General features: G+C 69.1%; 14 protein-coding genes. 2 read left to right on the top strand and 12 right to left on the bottom strand.

Translation table 11 applies throughout. The annotated features are described in order from the left end of the window. The 3 genes from ACGF5G_RS31930 to ACGF5G_RS31940 are packed head-to-tail and all read right to left on the bottom strand — an operon-like array spanning window position 1 to window position 2,903. Entirely contained in the window at window positions 1-876 is an 876-nt protein-coding gene (locus ACGF5G_RS31930) for an ABC transporter permease (protein ID WP_393269813.1), read from the bottom strand. Beyond that, window positions 854-1,921 (bottom strand): ABC transporter ATP-binding protein, encoded by a 1,068-nt coding sequence (locus ACGF5G_RS31935; RefSeq protein ID WP_393269727.1) that lies wholly within the window; start codon window positions 1,919-1,921, stop codon window positions 854-856. The genes ACGF5G_RS31930 and ACGF5G_RS31935 overlap by 23 nt, the downstream gene beginning before the upstream one ends. 25 nt (window positions 1,922-1,946) lie before the next feature. Continuing rightward, the gene (locus tag ACGF5G_RS31940; protein ID WP_393269730.1) at window positions 1,947-2,903 is read right to left on the bottom strand and encodes an ABC transporter substrate-binding protein; all 957 of its coding nucleotides are present in this window, start codon (window positions 2,901-2,903) and stop codon (window positions 1,947-1,949) included. A gap of 558 nt (window positions 2,904-3,461) precedes the next feature. Here ACGF5G_RS31940 and ACGF5G_RS31945 point away from each other — a divergent pair. Further along, the gene (locus ACGF5G_RS31945) at window positions 3,462-5,012 is read left to right on the top strand and encodes a PucR family transcriptional regulator (protein WP_393269732.1); all 1,551 of its coding nucleotides are present in this window, start codon (window positions 3,462-3,464) and stop codon (window positions 5,010-5,012) included. A gap of 26 nt (window positions 5,013-5,038) precedes the next feature. Here the strand turns inward: ACGF5G_RS31945 and ACGF5G_RS31950 are convergent, their stop codons facing one another. From ACGF5G_RS31950 to ACGF5G_RS31980, 7 genes are all read right to left on the bottom strand, one after another. After that, the gene (locus tag ACGF5G_RS31950; RefSeq protein ID WP_393269735.1) at window positions 5,039-5,692 is read right to left on the bottom strand and encodes a DUF6308 family protein; all 654 of its coding nucleotides are present in this window, start codon (window positions 5,690-5,692) and stop codon (window positions 5,039-5,041) included. Next, on the bottom strand, window positions 5,685-7,310 hold the full coding sequence (locus tag ACGF5G_RS31955) for an AMP-binding protein (RefSeq protein WP_393269738.1): 1,626 nt from the start codon (window positions 7,308-7,310) through the stop codon (window positions 5,685-5,687). The genes ACGF5G_RS31950 and ACGF5G_RS31955 overlap by 8 nt, the downstream gene beginning before the upstream one ends. Further along, the gene (locus ACGF5G_RS31960) at window positions 7,307-8,116 is read right to left on the bottom strand and encodes an enoyl-CoA hydratase/isomerase family protein (RefSeq protein ID WP_393269741.1); all 810 of its coding nucleotides are present in this window, start codon (window positions 8,114-8,116) and stop codon (window positions 7,307-7,309) included. The genes ACGF5G_RS31955 and ACGF5G_RS31960 overlap by 4 nt, the downstream gene beginning before the upstream one ends. Before the next feature lie 256 nt (window positions 8,117-8,372). Then, a complete protein-coding gene (locus ACGF5G_RS31965; protein ID WP_393269744.1) occupies window positions 8,373-8,825 on the bottom strand; it encodes a MaoC family dehydratase in 453 nt (150 codons plus the stop codon). Window positions 8,826-8,849: 24 nt separating this feature from the next. Next, complete coding sequence (fabG, locus tag ACGF5G_RS31970) at window positions 8,850-9,611, bottom strand: 3-oxoacyl-ACP reductase FabG (RefSeq protein WP_393269747.1); 762 nt, start codon at window positions 9,609-9,611, stop codon at window positions 8,850-8,852. 110 nt (window positions 9,612-9,721) lie between these two features. Then, window positions 9,722-11,164 (bottom strand): aldehyde dehydrogenase family protein, encoded by a 1,443-nt coding sequence (locus ACGF5G_RS31975; RefSeq protein ID WP_393269750.1) that lies wholly within the window; start codon window positions 11,162-11,164, stop codon window positions 9,722-9,724. A gap of 62 nt (window positions 11,165-11,226) precedes the next feature. Continuing rightward, entirely contained in the window at window positions 11,227-12,750 is a 1,524-nt protein-coding gene (locus ACGF5G_RS31980; RefSeq protein ID WP_393269752.1) for a PucR family transcriptional regulator, read from the bottom strand. Between the two features lie 106 nt (window positions 12,751-12,856). Here ACGF5G_RS31980 and gabT point away from each other — a divergent pair, with 106 nt between their 5' ends. Beyond that, window positions 12,857-14,206 carry a 4-aminobutyrate--2-oxoglutarate transaminase gene (gene gabT, locus ACGF5G_RS31985; RefSeq protein WP_393269755.1) on the top strand — a complete coding sequence of 450 codons (1,350 nt, stop codon included), beginning with the start codon at window positions 12,857-12,859 and terminating at the stop codon, window positions 14,204-14,206. 270 nt (window positions 14,207-14,476) lie between these two features. On the opposite strand, the gene ACGF5G_RS31990 is transcribed toward gabT, so the two are convergent. Then, on the bottom strand, window positions 14,477-14,788 hold the full coding sequence (locus tag ACGF5G_RS31990; RefSeq protein WP_393269758.1) for a hypothetical protein: 312 nt from the start codon (window positions 14,786-14,788) through the stop codon (window positions 14,477-14,479). Between the two features lie 95 nt (window positions 14,789-14,883). Then, window positions 14,884-16,431, bottom strand: coding sequence for a HEAT repeat domain-containing protein (locus ACGF5G_RS31995; RefSeq protein ID WP_393269760.1), 1,548 nt, complete (start codon window positions 16,429-16,431; stop codon window positions 14,884-14,886). Window positions 16,432-16,531 lie beyond the last annotated feature (100 nt).

Genomic DNA, 16,531 nt, shown 5'->3' on the forward strand with positions numbered 1-16,531 from the left:
TCACCTTCCTTCCACGATGCGGAAGACCCGTTGGAAGAGGACCAGGAACACCCCGAACAGAAGGAGCAGGAGCATGGAGAGCGCCGACGCGCGTGGCCAGTCCAGCGTCGTGGTCGCCTGGTCGAAGATCTCGGTGGCGATCACGAACACCCGCCCCCCGCCCATCAGGCGCGGCGTGATGAACGCGGAGATGGTCAGCACGAACACCATCAACGCCCCGGTGAGCACACCGGGCAGGCTCAGCGGGAACGTGACCCGCAGGAAGCGGCGCATTCTCCCGGCTCCCAGCGACCCGGCCGCGTCCTCCAGGTCTTTGGAGACCCGGCCGAATCCGGCGATCATCGCGAGGATGGCGTACGGCATCATGATCTCGACGAGCGCGATGACCACGCCGGTGTAGTTGTTGGTGAGCGCGAGCGGCTCGCTGGTGATGCCCAACCTGCCCAGCGCCGAGTTCACGACGCCGTCGTCGGAGAGCAGGACCAGCCAGCCGAACGTACGCACGACCGACGACGTCAGCAGCGGCGCGATCGCCAGTGCCAGAAGCAGCCCGCGCAGGCGCGAGCGGGTCCGCGCGAGGAACAGCGCGATGGGGTACGACACCACGATCACCAGGACGGTTACGAGGACGCCGAGCCGCAACGTCTGCCAGGCGATGTCCCACACGAATTCGTCGGTGAGCACGTCGAGGTAGGACTGCGAACTCACCGCCGACTGGAGTTCGGCCGCGCCGACGGTCCGGTTCAGGGACATGCGGGCCAGCCACACGAGTGGCACGAGGAAGCTGATGCCGATGGCCACCAGTCCGGGGGCGAGCAGGGCGGCCGCCGCCACCCTGCGGGTGCCGCCTTCTCTACTGCGGGATGACGTAAGCATCCGCGTCACCCCATCCGATCCTGACCGTGGCACCGGCCGTCAGCGGCCGACCGCTGTGTGTCCGCTCGGCCGCGACGCGGAGGCCATTGACATCGATCACAACCGATTCAACGTCGCCCAGGTAGCTCGACTGGACCACGCGGCCCTTCATCTCGTTGACCGTTCGGTGGACCGGCTCGATCTGCACGCGGTGCGGCCGGACCATCACGGTGACGCTCGTCCGGTCGGCGTCGCGCGCGCGTACCGACAGAGTTCCGAGGCCTTCGACCTCGAGCCGCAGCACTCCGTCCTCGCGTCCGACCACACGCCCGTCGAACAGGTTGGTCCGGCCGATGAAGTCCGCGACGAACCGGTTCTTCGGGGTCTCGTAGACGGCCCAGGGCTCGCCGACCTGCTCGACGCGCCCCTCGGACATCACCACCAGCCGGTCGGACATCGCCAGCGCCTCGTCCTGGTCGTGGGTGACGAATACGGTGGTGATTCCCGTTTCCTGTTGGATGCGCCGGATCTCGACGCGAAGCTCCTCGCGCAGCTTCGCATCGAGATTACTCAGCGGCTCGTCCAGCAGCAGGACGGTCGGCTCGATCACCAGCGCCCGCGCCAGGGCGATGCGCTGCGCCTGTCCACCAGAGAGTTGGCTCACGCGGCGGTTGGCGAGGTGCGTCAGGTGGACCATGTCGAGCGCCTCGGCGACTCGACGGCGGCGTTCGCTTTTGGCGACCCGGCGCATCTGCAGCCCGAACTCGACATTTTGCCCCACCGACATGTGTGGAAACAACGCGTAGGATTGGAACACCATGCCCATGTCACGTTTATGGACTTGGCGGTTGGTGATATCGACCCCACCGACACGGATGCTGCCGGCCGTGGGCGTGATGAGACCCGCGATCATTCGCAGCGTCGTTGTCTTGCCGCAGCCCGACGGCCCAAGCAGTGAGACGAACTCACCTTGCGCGACGTCGATATCGACGTTGTCCACCGCCGAGCGGGGCTGGTTGGGATATGTCTTGGTCAGTTTGTCTAGAACGAGATACGCGTCTTCCACACCGGACTCCTCGGTCTGCCCGCAACTACTTCGAGATGACGTCCTTGCGCCAGGCATCGGTCCACTTCGCGCGGTTCTCCGCGAGCCAACCCCAGTCGACCGCGATCATGGTCTTGAGCTTCTCCGGCGTCATCACCGTCCGCTGGGCGACCTCGTCGCTGACCTTGGCCATCAAGTTGGTCGGCGCGTAGAACATTTCCGCGGCGAAGGCAGCCTGCGCGTCGGGGCCCAGCGCGTAGTTGATGAACTTCTGCGCGGCGTCCGCCCGCTGGCTGCCCTTGACCAGGTTGATGGTGTTGACCTGCATGATGCTGCCCTCCTTCGGCAGGACCACGCTCAACGCGCCGTTGGACTGGTCGCGCTGCAGTTGGCTGCGGGCGTTCCAGGACAGCGCCAGGTGGACCTGGCCGGACTTGACCAGCGTGTAGGTGTCCGGCTGGGGGTTCCACGTCTGCACCGACGGCGCCAGCTCGCGCAGCCGCTTGATCGCCGGATCGATGGAGGTCTTGTAGTCCGCGCCCAGCATGTTGCTGAGGATCAGCGTCAGCCCGATGCCATCCAGCTGCGGCGGGGCGCTGATCGAGACCTTGCCCTTGTAGGCGGGGTCCCAGAGGTCGTTCCACAACGTCGGCGGCGTCGTCACGGCCTTGGTGTTGTAGGCGAGGGCCAGGTTGTCGAACGTGACACCCGGGCCGAAGTTGTCCCGCACCTTCGCGTGCTCGCTGAGGTCCTTCGTGTTCGGCACCGCCGCCGGGTCCAGCGGCGCGTAGACGCCTTCCTTGTTGGCGCTCTCGGCAACCGACAGGTCCATGATCACGACGTCAACGGTCGGGTTGTTCTTCTGCGTACGCAGCCGGCCAAGCATTTCCGCGGACGAGACGACGCCGTCGTACTCCACCTTGATGCCGGGGTTTGCCTTCTCGAACGGTTCGACAACGGCCTTGATGTATTTTTCCTTGAATCCGCCGGTAGCGTACGCCATTAGACGAATAGTCGTGTCACCCCCGCCGACACCGCTGGAGGAGGCGCCCGTCGAGCATGCCGAAAGCGCCACTGCCGGGGCTAGCAGAAGCGGCAGGAATGCTCGCCTGGTCGTTATTCTGGTCACGGTCCATCTCCCGCTCTTGTCAGTGCGGCGACCGGCCACCCACCGTTGAATCGCCGGCCTACACAACTTGTCGCGATCCATTTGCTGGGGCCTGCCGCCGTCAGCGCGGTGGATCGGTCGTAAGAGAGTCACACGTGGCCCGAATCACGTCAGCCGACGGATGGACAGTCTCAGCGGCGTACGCATGGCCAAGTGGCCAAGACCGGTGGGTTACTGGTTGTGGTGCTTCCGGACGCGTTGGCCGGATATGGCGAGCGTTTCTCGGCGTTCGTGGCGGCCCTGGTAGGAGCGCTAGGATGCGGGGTCAAGGCGCCGGCGTTCGCCTGTGCGGCACGGCACCCCACCCACTGCCGGCGACACGAGATATACGGACAGTGACGGGCTCCGGCCATCGCGTCGCTTTGGTCATCAGCACAGCACGAGGAGACACCTTTGTCGCACGCCAGCACGACGGGTGCGTTCGATGTGTCCGTCTCCACCGCGTTGAGCCTGCTCGAGCACCCGACCAGGATCATCCGCGAGTCGGCCGATGCGGCGCTGCCGGTCGAGGCGGTCACCACGCAGCCGGCGCTTTTCCGCGGGCCTGGGGAAATCCTGGTGGTGGACCGGACCACCGTTTCAGCCGCCCTCGCCCGGATCCACGAAATTCCCCGACCGGCCGGAGCCGTTGTCGCGGTGGGCATGCCGGAGAACGAACTGGAATCCCTATTCGCCGCCGACACCGAGCCGCTGGGAATCTGCCTGGCACACTGCCCTCGTCAGATCAGCGCCGAAACATATGCGCGTGATCTGGCCCGACAGGTGGAATTTCTTCGGCGGGCCGGGCTGGCAAGAATCCTGAAACTGCACGATTCCCTGGTCGCAGCGGTTATGTCGGGCGCCGACGTCGAAACGATCCTGAAACTGACCGCCCGACAGGTCGCGCGGTTCGACGCCATGTTCGTCGACTACACCGGAGCCGTCGTCTCCTCCTGGAGCCATCGCGGCCAGCGCAGTCTGCCCCTGCCCGCCGGCCTCGAGGACGTACTGAAGACGTCACCTCGGATCGACACGATGCAGGTCGAGTTGAGCGATGGTCAGGTCGCGGTGCTGGTCGGCGTGGGTCTGCACGATCAGGTCGAAGGGGTCATCGTTTACGTCGGGCACCGAAGGCTCACCTTGCCAGAGCTCCTGCTCGTCGAGCGTGCCCGCGCCGCCATGCTCCTGCGCTTCGCCCGGGAGGCGTCCCGGCGCGATGCTCTCCGCTCGGAGGTCGAAGAGCTCCTGCACTCCACGGTCGAGGGGGCGATGAGCCACGACAAGCTCGCGGCGGCGCTACGCGGACTCGGGCTGGAGCCGGCCGAAGGATACCGCGTCATCGCGGTACGACTGGACCGCACCGCACCCAAGGCGCGGGCCTTCACCCTCCTCGAAGACGTCGCGGCGGCCAGCACCCGACCCATCGTCGGCGGGCTACAGGGCAAGATCTTCTGCCTGGTCCAACCGGCCGACAGCACCGTTCCGGAGGATTTCCTCCAAGCCTGTCGCAGCCGTGGGTGGAAGGCGATCACCATCGGTCGGAGCCGACCCAAGACCGACGCGGAGAGCCTTGCCCTGGCGATCCGGGAGGCGGCGACCGCCAGCCAGGCCTCAGCGCACGCGACGAACGAGATCCAGGACGTCACCGCGCTCGGTCTTCCCGGGTTGCTCGCGGGCCTCGATCCGCAGACCGTCATGCGGCCGTTCACGGACATGCTGCTCGGCGACCTGGTGCGTCACGACGCCACCAACAACACCGAACTGGTCAGCACGCTGGCCGCCTTCTTCGCCCTGGGTTGCCGTCCCGGGCCCACCGCGGAGCGGCTGTGCATCCACCGACACACCCTGTCGTACCGGCTCGACCGCGTCGCCGAGTTGACCGGGAAGGATCCCCGCAGCCCGGAGTGGATGCTCAGCTTCGGAGTCGCACTGCAGATGCACGCCATCCTGGAAGCCGGTTCCTGACCCGCGCGGCGGCCGGCGGCACGTGACTAACTCGCCGCCACGCCGTTGACCAGGACACCGAAGAGCCGCACGTCGCTCAGCCTCGACAGCGCGTGCGAGACCGCGTCGTCCGCGTCGACGAGCTGCTGCCGCAGGACGTCGATTCCGGCGGCGCTGTTGATCAGGTCCCGCCGGAAGACCTCCCAGTACAGCGGGGAGTCGCTCATGCTCGCGGTGGCCAGGTCGACCGCCTGTTCGCTGTAGAAAGCGATGGTCCGGTCGTTGAGCATCGGCACGAGAGACGGGCGCCTGAGATGGAGGATCGCCGACGCGACTGTGACCCCGAGTCGGTAGCGGTAGCGGAAGTGGCGGTATAGCGCGATCGCGTGCGCGTACGGGGTCCCCGCGCGCCCGTAGGGCGTGTCGACGAGACGCGTGTCCTTGGGGACGGCCGACCACGGGGCCCGCTCGGCGGCCATCAAGCATGAGCGGACATCATCGGGGTTCAGGGAGACCCCGAGCAGCAGCAGCCGGCCGAAGTCCTGCAACTGCACCACGTCGCTCCCGCTCGGCGGGTCGTTGCGCAGGTCGCCGGCGTAGTCGAAGCCGATGAACTCCAGGTCGGGAGGGAGCTGGAGAAGCACCCAGGCCTCGGACACGCCGATCGAGTGACCGGCGATCTTGATGCGCGGCTCAGCCATCGGCTCGCTCGGCGGCGTGCCCGCCGACGGCGGACGGCCCTGGACGGACCTGGCCGTCGGTGGTGCGGTCGAAGGACGTGACCGGCAGTGCCCTCAGCTTCTCCTTGGCGACCCGCTGCGACGGGGTCAGCGGCAGTTCGTCGACGAAGCTCCAGTACCTCGGGACCTTGAACGGCGCCAGGTTCGCGCTGGCGTGCGCGATGACCTCGGTGAGGATCGTCTCGTCGGCTCCGCCGGTGGCGACGAGGAATGCCTGGACCTCCTCCCCCCGCAGTTCGTCGGCGACCGCGATGCAGGCCGCCTGGCTGACCCGGGTGGAGGAGCAGAGCACCGCCTCGACCTCGTTCAACGCAATGTTCTCGCCGCTGCGGCGGGCCATGTCCTTCAACCGGCCGGTCAGGTAGACCCGGCCGCGGTCGTCCATCCGAGCCAGGTCGCCGGTGTGGAACCACCCATCACGGAACACCTGGCGCGTCGCCTGCTCGTCCTTGTAGTAGCCGTCCATCATGCCGATGCCCCGCAGCACCAGCTCGCCGGTGGCGCCACGGGGAACCGTCCGTCCCCGTTCGTCGACGATCCTGACCTCGCGGTGGGGATTGGGCCGCCCGACGCATCCGGTGCCGACCAGCTCGTCATGGTCGTCGGGCAGAACCCGCAGGTCGCCCCCGGTCTCGGTCATCCCGAAGCCCTCATACCAGCCGACCCCGAACCGCTGCTCGAGCGCAGCGTGCAGGTGCTTGGGGATGCCGGAGCAGGCCACAGCCCGAAGCGAATGGGCCCGGTCGGTGGGTTTTTCCGGCTGGCGGAGAAGGAGGGTGGGCATCATCCCGATGCAGTAGAGGTAGGTCACGCCGTACTCGCGCACCTTGTCCCAGAACGATGTGGGATGGAAGCGGTCGAGGACGACGAGCTGCGATCCCACCAACAGGCACGCCGCGAGACTCCACTGCGGATCGAGATAATAGAAGGGCTGGGCGGTGAGCAGGACGTCGTCGGGCCCGAGGTACGGGAAGCCGTCGGCGTACTTACGCACCATCGTCGTCCAGTAGCCGTGCGACAACATGCAGCCCTTGGGGTGGCCGGTGGTGCCGGAAGTGTACTGAATGTTGGCCAGCGTCTCGGGATACACCGCCGTGCGCGACTCGGCAGCCGTGCAGACATCGACGCCGGCCAGACTGGTGACGCCCGGCCAGCCGGCGGTGTCTGTGACGGCGACCCGGTCGTGTTCGGCCGCCGAGGTGAGCACGAGATCCAGGTAGTCGGCACAGGTGACGACGACGGTGGGCTCGGCATGCTCCAGGAGCCGGGTCAGTTCCCGGACCGAGTACCTCGGATTCACCGGCACGACGGCGGCACCGATCTTGGCCGCGCCCAGCCACAGCAGCGGGTAGTCCGGCCGGTTGTCGAATACCAGGGCGATCCGGTCGCCGTACCCGACGCCGAGGGCGCCGAGCGCGGCCGCATAGTGGTCCGACAACTCGTCGAGCTCGGCGAAGGTGAAGTCGCGGTCGTGCTGGTCGAACCGCAGGGCGCGCCGGCTCGGCCACCGCGCCGCCGCCCGCCGCACGAGACTGGCCAGGTCCTGCACCTTCAGCGGGTCCATGTCAACCCCGGTCACCGCGCGTCCCCCGTCGGCTCGAGGCCTCGGCCCGCGGCGAACCTCTGCTGTGCCTCACGCGCCTCACCCGATTCCTGGGCCTGCAGGGCGGCCTGTGTTTCGGCGGAGAGCGCCGTCCGCAGATCTGTCCAGGTGCCCTGTTCCAGCAGCCGCTTGGCTCCTTCGACCGCGCTCTCGGGACGGCTGAGGATCGTGGTGGCCAACGAATCCACGACCGTCGGCAGATCCGCCGCGGCGGCCACGTGACTGACCATGCCCATCTCGTACGCCTGCCGGCCGTCGATCCGCTCGCCGAGGATCATCATCCGGCGGGCACGGGCCGGCCCGACGAGTCGCGGCAGGATGGCCGAGACCCCACCGGTCACACTCAGACCGGCTTCGACCTCGGGAAAACCGAAAACCGCATCTTCGGCGGCGACAACGAAATCGGCGGCGAGCGCGAGTTCGGCACCGGCGCCCAATGCGTACCCGTGCACCTGAGCGACAACGCAACCGGGTGAGTTACGCAGTTTGCTGGTCAGGGCCTGGATTCGGCTCAGTCGCATGATCCGCTCGGTGGCCGCCGGGCTGCCGACGACCTCGTACTTGAGGTCGTAACCGGAACAGAACGACCGGCCTCGTCCGCTGAGCACAATGACCCGCGCCCTGTCCCGATGTGCCTGGTCGATGGCGTCCAGCAGCTCGCGCACGAGCTGCGGGATGACGGCGTTCAGCCGGCTTGGGCGGTTAAGCGCGATGTGCGCCACTCCGGCCTCGGCGGCGTACTCGATGGTTGGTCCGGACCGTCGGTCTTCCTGGCTCTTCATCCCGCTCCTCATCCTGAGCTCGCTAAAGAAGTACTGGCAGCTCAGGCACCCTGTCATCGGACATATGTCGAGAGCGGGCGATCTGGGCACTCCCTTTGGCCATCGCCGCCGCCCCGGCCAAGGACACGGCGGGCGGCGTACCCGCAGCTGGGGCCGGTGTGCCTCGCGAAGGAAGTCTGTGGTGAGGAGACAGGCGAGGGGTGGTGCCCCGACGGCGGGCAGCACAAAACTCGGCTCCGGGCCGCCCGCCGCCCGGTCAGGGCACCAGAATGCTGACGGTCTCGGCCACGCAGGCCGGCTTGACCGACCCCTCCCGTTCGACGGTGACGCGGGCCGTGGCCTGCATTCCCCGGGCGCCGGGGGTCAGCGAGATCAGCTCGATGCCGGCGCGGAGCCGGGAGCCGACCGGCACCGGCGAGGGGAACCGCACCTTGTTGCAGCCGTAATTGACGCCCGCCTTCAGGCCCTCGACCCGGTAGACCTGCCAGGCCAGCTTCGGTATCAGCGACAGCGTGAGGTAGCCGTGCGCGATGGTCGTGCCGAAGGGCCCGCGCGCCGCCTTCTCTGGGTCGATGTGGATCCACTGGTGGTCGCCCGTTGCCTCGGCGAACAGGTCGATCTGCTGTTGGTCGACGGTGTGCCAGTCGCTGTGCCCCAGGTGGGTGCCGACCGCCTTCGCCAACTCCTGGATGTTCTGGAAAACCTTCACGAGCACTCCTCCATATGACCGGCGCTAGGCGCGGGGACCGCCGGCGACGTAGATGACCTGGCCGGAGACGAAACCCGCCCCTTCGCTGACGAGGAACGAGACCGTGTGGGCGATATCCTCCGGGTTGCCGGTTCGCCCGACCGGGATCTGGGCGGCGGCGTGGGCCTTGAACTCCTCGAACGAGACGCCTATCCGGGCGGCGGTCGCGGCGGTCATCTCGGTCTCGATGAAGCCCGGCGCGATCGCGTTGGCGGTGACGCCGAACTTGCCGAGCTCGATGGCCAGCGTCTTGGTGAAGCCCTGGATACCGGCCTTGGCCGCCGCGTAGTTTGCCTGGCCCCGGTTGCCGAGAGCAGAGGTGCTCGAGAGGTTGACGATACGTCCCCATCTTTGTTCGGTCATGTAGCGCTGCACGGCGCGGCTCATCAGGAACGCCCCGCGCAGGTGGACCTTCATCACCGATTCCCAGTCGTCGGCGCTCATCTTGAACAGCAGGTTGTCGCGGGTGATGCCGGCATTGTTGACCAGCACCGCAGGGTCGCCGAGCTCGGTGACGACCTGGGTCACCGCGGCCTCGACGCCAGCCTCGTCGGAGATGTCAACGCCGACCGCCAGCGCGCGCCCGCCAGCGGATCCGATCGCATCGACGACCGGTTGGCAGGCGGCCTCGTCGAGGTCGAGAAGCGCCACGGAGAAGCCGTCCTCGACGAGCCGTCGGGCTACGGCGGCACCGATACCGCGAGCGGCGCCGGTCACGATCGCGGTACGTCCATTGGTGTTGCTCATGTCGTCTCCTCATGCTCTTGTTCGATGCTGGCGATCGTGGGTGCGGATGATCGCTCGATGACGTAGGGCTTGATGTCCGACTGCACCCGGCCTGCCGGGATCGTGTCCGCCTACAGGTCGATTCCGGTGAGCACCATGACCCGCTCGTAGGTGTAGTCCACCATCGCGTACCGCACCCCTTCGCGGCCGAACCCGGAGTCTTTGACACCGCCGTACGGCATCTGGTCCGCCCGGTACGACGGCACGTCGCCGATGATCACGCCCCCCACCTCGAGCTCGCGGTACGCCCGGAACGCCAGCTGGATGTCGTGCGTGAAGACCCCTGCCTGCAACCCGAACCGCGAGTCGTTGATCCGGTCGAACGCGTCGCCCGGCCCGGCGACCCGCTGCAGCACGAGGACTGGCCCGAAGAGCTCCTCGCACACCACCTTCGCGTCGGCCGGGACGTCCTCCAACACCGTCGGCGCGTACGTCGTGCCCGATCGGATTCCGCCAGTGAGCAGCCGGGCCCCCGCGGCGACAGCATCCGCGACCCACGCCTCGACCCGTCGCGCCGCCTCGACGTTGATGAGCGGACCGACCTGCGTCCGTTCGTCGTTCGGGTCACCGGTGTGCAACGCCTCCACCGCCGCCACGAGGCGCGCCCTCAACTCGTCGTACACCTGCTCATCGGCGTAAACGCGCTGCACGCCGATGCAGGACTGCCCGGCCTGGTAATTCGCGAAGGTGGCGATCCGCTGCGCTGCCCAGTCCAGGTCCGCGGCGGCGCCGTAGTCCGCGCTGACGTAGGCCGCCGCGTTGCCGCCGAGTTCGAGGACGATGTGCTTGTGCGGCGCCGTCGCCGCGATTGCCGCACCAACTGGCCCGGACCCGGTGAACGAGACGACCGACAGCCGCGGATCGGCGACCAATGCCGACGCCCGGGAATCCGGCACGTTGAGCACGCTCACCATGCCGGCGGGCAGCCCTACCCCGGCGATGATCTCACCGAGCGCCAGGGCCGACAGCGGGGTCTTCGGCGCGGGCTTGACCACGACCGGGGCGCCGGCCGCGATCGCCGGAGCCACCTTGTGGGCGACCAGGTTCAACGGGAAGTTGAAGGGGGTGATGGCGAGCACCGGACCCTTCGGCACCCGACGCACGTAGGCGAGCCGCCCCTCGGCGGCCTTGTCGGTGTCGAGCCGCATCACCTCGCCCGACCAGGCACGGGTCGCCTCCGCGGCCACCCGGAACACCGACATCGCGCGGCCGACCTCGGCGCGCGCCCAGAACAGCGGCTTGCCGTTCTCGGCGGTGATCAGGCGGGCCAGGTCGTCGGCCCGGTCGGCGATGGCCCGGCTGATCGCGGCGAGCGCCTCGGCGCGGACGTGGACCGGGAGCGCGGCCGCCTCACGGCGGACGGCGTCCGCGGCGGCGACCGCCCGCTCCACCTGCTCATCAGTGGCGTAGGTGGTGGTGGCGACCAAGTGGTCGTCGTAGGGGTTTCGTACCTCGAGGATCGTCTCGCCGTGCGCGGGGGTTCCGGCGATCCGGAGCGGGAGCAGTTCGGTCATGGCTGGGAAGGTACGCACACCGACGGCCAGCGCCGTTGTACGCAGTGGCGCCACACGCGGCGTCAGCTGGCCGGCGTGGACAACCTCCGCCGCCGTGCCGTGATGGCGAACCAGAGCTCCATCCGCGCGTCGGCGGAGGACAGATCGCGCCCGAGCAACGCCTCCGCCTTCTGCACGCGGTAGCGGAGGGTGTGCCGGTGGATGTTCAACAACCCAGCAGCCGGGTCGTACTGGCCGTGCTGCCCGAGCCACGCGGCCAGGGAGGCCACCAGGTCGATCCCGGTGGTCCGGGCGTACTCGTCGAGCGGGCCGAGCAGGGTGTCCGTGAAGGCGGTCAGTGCGGTCAGGTCCACCAGGTTGACCGCGCCGGTGTGGTGGACCCCCGCGTAGTCCAGGACCGGGGGCACCACGGTCCGGGCCGCCGCAGCCGCCTGCCGCGCCTCCCTGATCGCACCCGCCACCTGGCTGCTACCGGAGCCGTGGCTGGTGCCCGCGGCGACGGAACCGTCCTCCGGGATCGTCCGGCGCAGGATCTCCTGGTCCTTCTCCGTGGCGGTCACGGCCACCAAGTCGCCGCCGACCACGGCGGCGAGCACGTGGTCACCGAGACCGGCAATCAAGTCGAGCAACACCCCGTCCAGGACGGCCGGCTCGCCGGTGAGGACCGTGACGTGCAGCCGGGGACGGGTGACCAGAGCCCCGCCGAGCCCGGCGAGGATGTCGTCGCCGGGCTGACCGCCGTCAAGCAGCAGCCGCATGATCGCCGCGGCACGCGTGGTCACCTCCTCGACCAAGGACCGTTCCAGGTCGAAGGAGAGCAGCGCGGTCGCGACGTTGACCAGCGACTGGTCGGTGGCGCCCAGCGGCCGGCTCGTCCCAACGGCGAGGAACCCGCGACCACGCGACGATGTCGACAGCGGGTGCACGACCACGTGCGAGTCAGCCTGCACCAGCGAGAGCGCCGCGTGACGGCGGCCGCGCAACCGGCCCACCTCACCCGCGAGGACGCCGGCCGCGGGCCGCGCCGAGTCCGGGGCGACCCGCCGGACCTCACCGGCCGGGTCGAGCAGTGCAGCCCAGCCATCAAGGATCGCGGCAAGCCGGCCGAGCACACCCGGCGCGCGGCCGGTGACCGCCGCCCGGGCCAACGCCTGCTGCCCGGAGAAGCCGCGGGACAGTTCGGCGTACCGCTCGGCGGCGAGCAGGTCCGAGACCGCCTTGCTGATGGCGATGAACGGGGTCGGGCGGTCGACCTCGACGAGCGGCAGGCCCCGCTCACCGGCGACCCGCACCAGGATGTCCGGCACGACCTTGGTGACCAGCCCGACGCCGTAGCCGAGCCCGACGACACCGGCGTCGAGCAGCCGGCCGATGTACGCGGCGAGACCGGCCCGGTCGCGTGGCATCCGCAGGCCGGTCGTCAGCAGCAGTTCGCCGCCCTGCAGGTACGGCGTCGGGTCGTCGAGCTCGCTGGCGGCCACCCAGCGGATCGGCACCCGGAGGGCGGCGGACCCGGGTCCGGGATCGGTCAGCATCCGCAACCCGAGTTCCGGGTTCGCCAGCAGGGCGCCGAGGGTGGCCGGCACGTCTGCCTCCAGGGCTCGAGTCTTGTGCGCACTGTACAAGCGCGGGTTCACCCTTTATACCGGGCGGCGGAGGCCCCGCTCCGACCGCCCTCCCTACCGTTGCCGCATGTCGGAAGCGATCTTCGGAGGGCCGGCCCTCCCCCAGCAGCGTCACCTCGCCACTGAGATCCCCGGTCCGGTCTCGCGGGAACGGTTCGCCCGCCGGCAGCGCCTGGTCGCCGGCGGGGTAGGCACCACCCTGCCGGTGTTCGTCGAGGCGGCCGGGGGCGGAGTGCTGCGCGACGTGGACGGCAACGTGCTGATCGACCTCGCCTCCGGTATCGCCGTCACCGGGGTCGGTAACGCGGCCCCTGAGGTGGCCGAACGGGTTGCGGCGCAGGTGCGGGCGTTCACTCACACCTGCTTCATGGTCACCCCCTACGACGGGTACGTCGACGTCTGCGAGCGGCTCGCCGAGCTGACCCCCGGCGACCACGCGAAGAAGTCGGTCCTGCTCAACTCGGGGGCGGAGGCGGTCGAGAACGCGGTCAAGATCGCACGGGTGCACACCGGGCGGAACGCGGTGGTGGTCTTCGACCACGCGTACCACGGGCGCACGAACCTCACCATGGCGATGACCGCGAAGAACATGCCGTACAAGCAGGGCTTCGGGCCTTTCGCCGGCGAGATCTACCGCGCACCCAACTCCTATCCCTTCCGCGAGGTCGGTGAGGTTTCCGGCGCCGAGGCGGCCGAGCGGGCCATCGACCAGATCGAGAAGCAGGTCGGCGCGGCGAACGTGGCGTGTGTCGTCATCGAACCGATCCTCGGCGAGGGCGGATTCGTCGTACCGGCGGAGGGCTTCCTGCCCCGGCTCGCCGCCTGGGCCCGCGACAACGGCGTCGTCTTCGTCGCCGACGAGATCCAGACCGGGTTCTGCCGCACCGGGGACTGGTTCGCCTGCGACCACGAAGGTGTCGTGCCCGACCTGATCACCACCGCGAAGGGCATCGCCGGCGGTCTTCCGCTCGCCTCGGTCACCGGCCGCGCCGACATCATGGACGCGGTACATGTCGGTGGGCTCGGTGGGACGTACGGCGGCAACCCGATTGCCTGCGCCGCCGCGCTGGGGGCAATGGAGATCATGCGGAAGCAGGATCTGAACTCGGCCGCCCGGCGCCTCGGACAACTGATGCTCAGCCGGCTCAGGGAGATTGCCGCCGCCCATCCGACGATCGGCGACATCCGGGGGCGCGGCGCGATGATCGCGATCGAACTGGTCGGCGCAGACGGGCGCACCCCGGACGCCGCCCGGGCCGCGACGGTATCGACGTACTGCCACTCCCGGGGCGTTGTGACGCTGACCTGCGGCACGTATGGCAACGTGCTCCGGTTCCTGCCACCGCTGGTGATCCCCGAGGATCTCCTCACCGAGGCGATGGAGGTCCTAGGCGACGCCTTCACCGCGACGGCCTGACCGATCCGGGCTCCCGTATGGATCCTGGTCCCGCGATCGGCAGCAGCTACAGCCACGTCACCAAACCTCTCGCCTCAGTGGTGGCGCGTACCAGCGAAGGGCTCGGCGGGTCGCCGCCGCAAGCTCGCCTTCCATTGCTCGACTTTCTCATCCCGCCGTCCGGCTCGGCGTGCTCCGTGCTGCCGGCGAGCCGTCTCGCCCCCGTGCCGACACGAACCGTCAGCAGCGAGGGGACGAGCACAGCAGCGCAGCGTACGGGCCGCCGGACGGTCACGACGCCGCATCCTGCCATCGGGTTACCGCATGCCACGGACCGTCTGATACACCCGCGACGTCGACCTCGAGCACACTTCCATCCGCGAACCGCAGATCGTACGGACCGCCCAGATCGAGCAGAAACTGCCACGCCTCCGGATCGGGCTGACCGTCGCGGAGCCGCACGTTCCAGCCCTCCCCGTCGACGACCTCAACATGTACCGGGTGGGTGATCGCCAACGAGGAGTTCATGACCCATTCCAGAACCGCAGCATTCTCGAACGCGGGGACTGCCTCATCGACGGCGTCGCCGGTCCGATCATCCACTGGCGTCCTCCGCTGTCGTGTTCAAGCTACCGACCCGGGCCAGTCGACGTCGCCAGGGAAGTCGACGTTCCCGGGCTGTACGTGGCAGAGAGCAATCATCCGTCGGGGCGGGTACGCGCCAGCCAGGTCGCGAGCTTCTGGCTGGTGTTCTCGCCGAGCACCGTCGTCGCTCGGGCTGCCAACGCGACCAGTTCGGTGTGCTGCGTCGCGGTGACCGACAGCTGCGGCCGCGGGCTGCGGCGCCAGGTCGTTCGTTCGGCGTCTCGAGCGAGGCGGGTTACATCGGCTTTGCTACGTCCAGCCAGGCGAGGATCCGGGTCGAGGGTGAGCGCCAGGGCGGCGCGCAACTCGACGTCGACGCCGTGGCCACGCAGCAGCCGGTAGCCGGCCCGACGCAACTCCACCCGGCCATCCGCGAGCAGCTCCCACGGTAGGCCAGGCGGCACGGCACCGGCCAACGGCCGCAGCGCGGCGGTCGCCTCCCGGACCACCGCCGGCGACGGATCCCGCAACAGCGGAACCAGGTCCGCGACAACGACAGCATCCAGCATGCGCAGACCCCTGACCGCTTGGGCTCGGACCTTGGCCAGCGGGTGGCTCAGCAGCGGCCTCAGCAGCGGAGCATCCGCGGCCGAGCCGGTCTCGGCGAGTCCGGCGATCGCCCCCAGGAGCGGCTCCGCGACAATGGCTGCGGTCCGGTAGTGCTCCCGCGCGTCGATGCCGAGGCGGCGGGCCGCGTCCCGGGCCACCGCCCGCACCAGCGGCGCGTCATCGTCCAGGTGCACGGCAACGTCAGAGTCGTGGCCGACCCGGACCAGCCCGGTCAACGCCACCACCCGCACCTCGGGCCGCCGCGACCCGGCTAAGCGGCGCAGGACATCGAGCCGGCGGGTCCAGACCGCCTCACGGCAGGCCGCCTCCGCCGCCCGGACCCGAATCCCCACATCCGGGTCAGTCTCGGCGCTGGTCACATAGTCGGGCAGACGCAGCCATCCCTGCGACAGGGCGATGTCGAACACGAACCGCCGCTGCCGGCGGCCACCCGAGCCGAACAGCCGTCGCCACACCTCGGGCGACGACGAGAGCAACGCCGCCCGTACCTGGGTGACAGCAAAACCACCCCGCGCCCGAGCATCGAGACGCAGCACCATCGGCAGCACCGCTGGCAGATAAGCATCGGGATCGTCAGCGAGCAGCACCGCCAGCCCGGCCCGCGCCCGATCCCGCACCGGCTTGACCCAATCAGCGGTACGCAACACCAGGAACGGCATCACCTCCGGCCAAGGCCGAGCGACCATCGCCGCGACCGCACGCTCCCGGGCCCGCCCGTCACCGTCCATACTGGCCAACGCCATCGCCACCGGCCCTGACGTCACACCCGAAAAGCGCGCCCTGACCCGCCGCAGCGCGGGCTCCTGGTACGTGCCGTACCAGGGTCCCTGACGCGCGTGGGCGTCGAGCCGCGTCACCAACCCGGCAACACCGGTCACCATCGCCAACGCCGACCGCGCCACCGCCTCATCACCAGCAGCGTCGGCCTCAAGCAGCACCTCGACCAAAGGGTTCAACGCCTCCCACCCGTCTGCGGCAGCAGCGTCGACCGCGCGGCGCACCGCGGCGAGCGGCCCGCCCTCCTCCAGCACCGGTGGCTGAACCCGTGTCCCCCAGATCACCCCGCCATCCTGCCCGAGCTAACCAACCCGCCCGAACCCGTTTTCCCCGCAGCGGCCCATCCGGCAGCAC

Source organism: Micromonospora sp. NPDC047730, assembly GCF_043204765.1.
Classification (GTDB): domain Bacteria; phylum Actinomycetota; class Actinomycetes; order Mycobacteriales; family Micromonosporaceae; genus Micromonospora.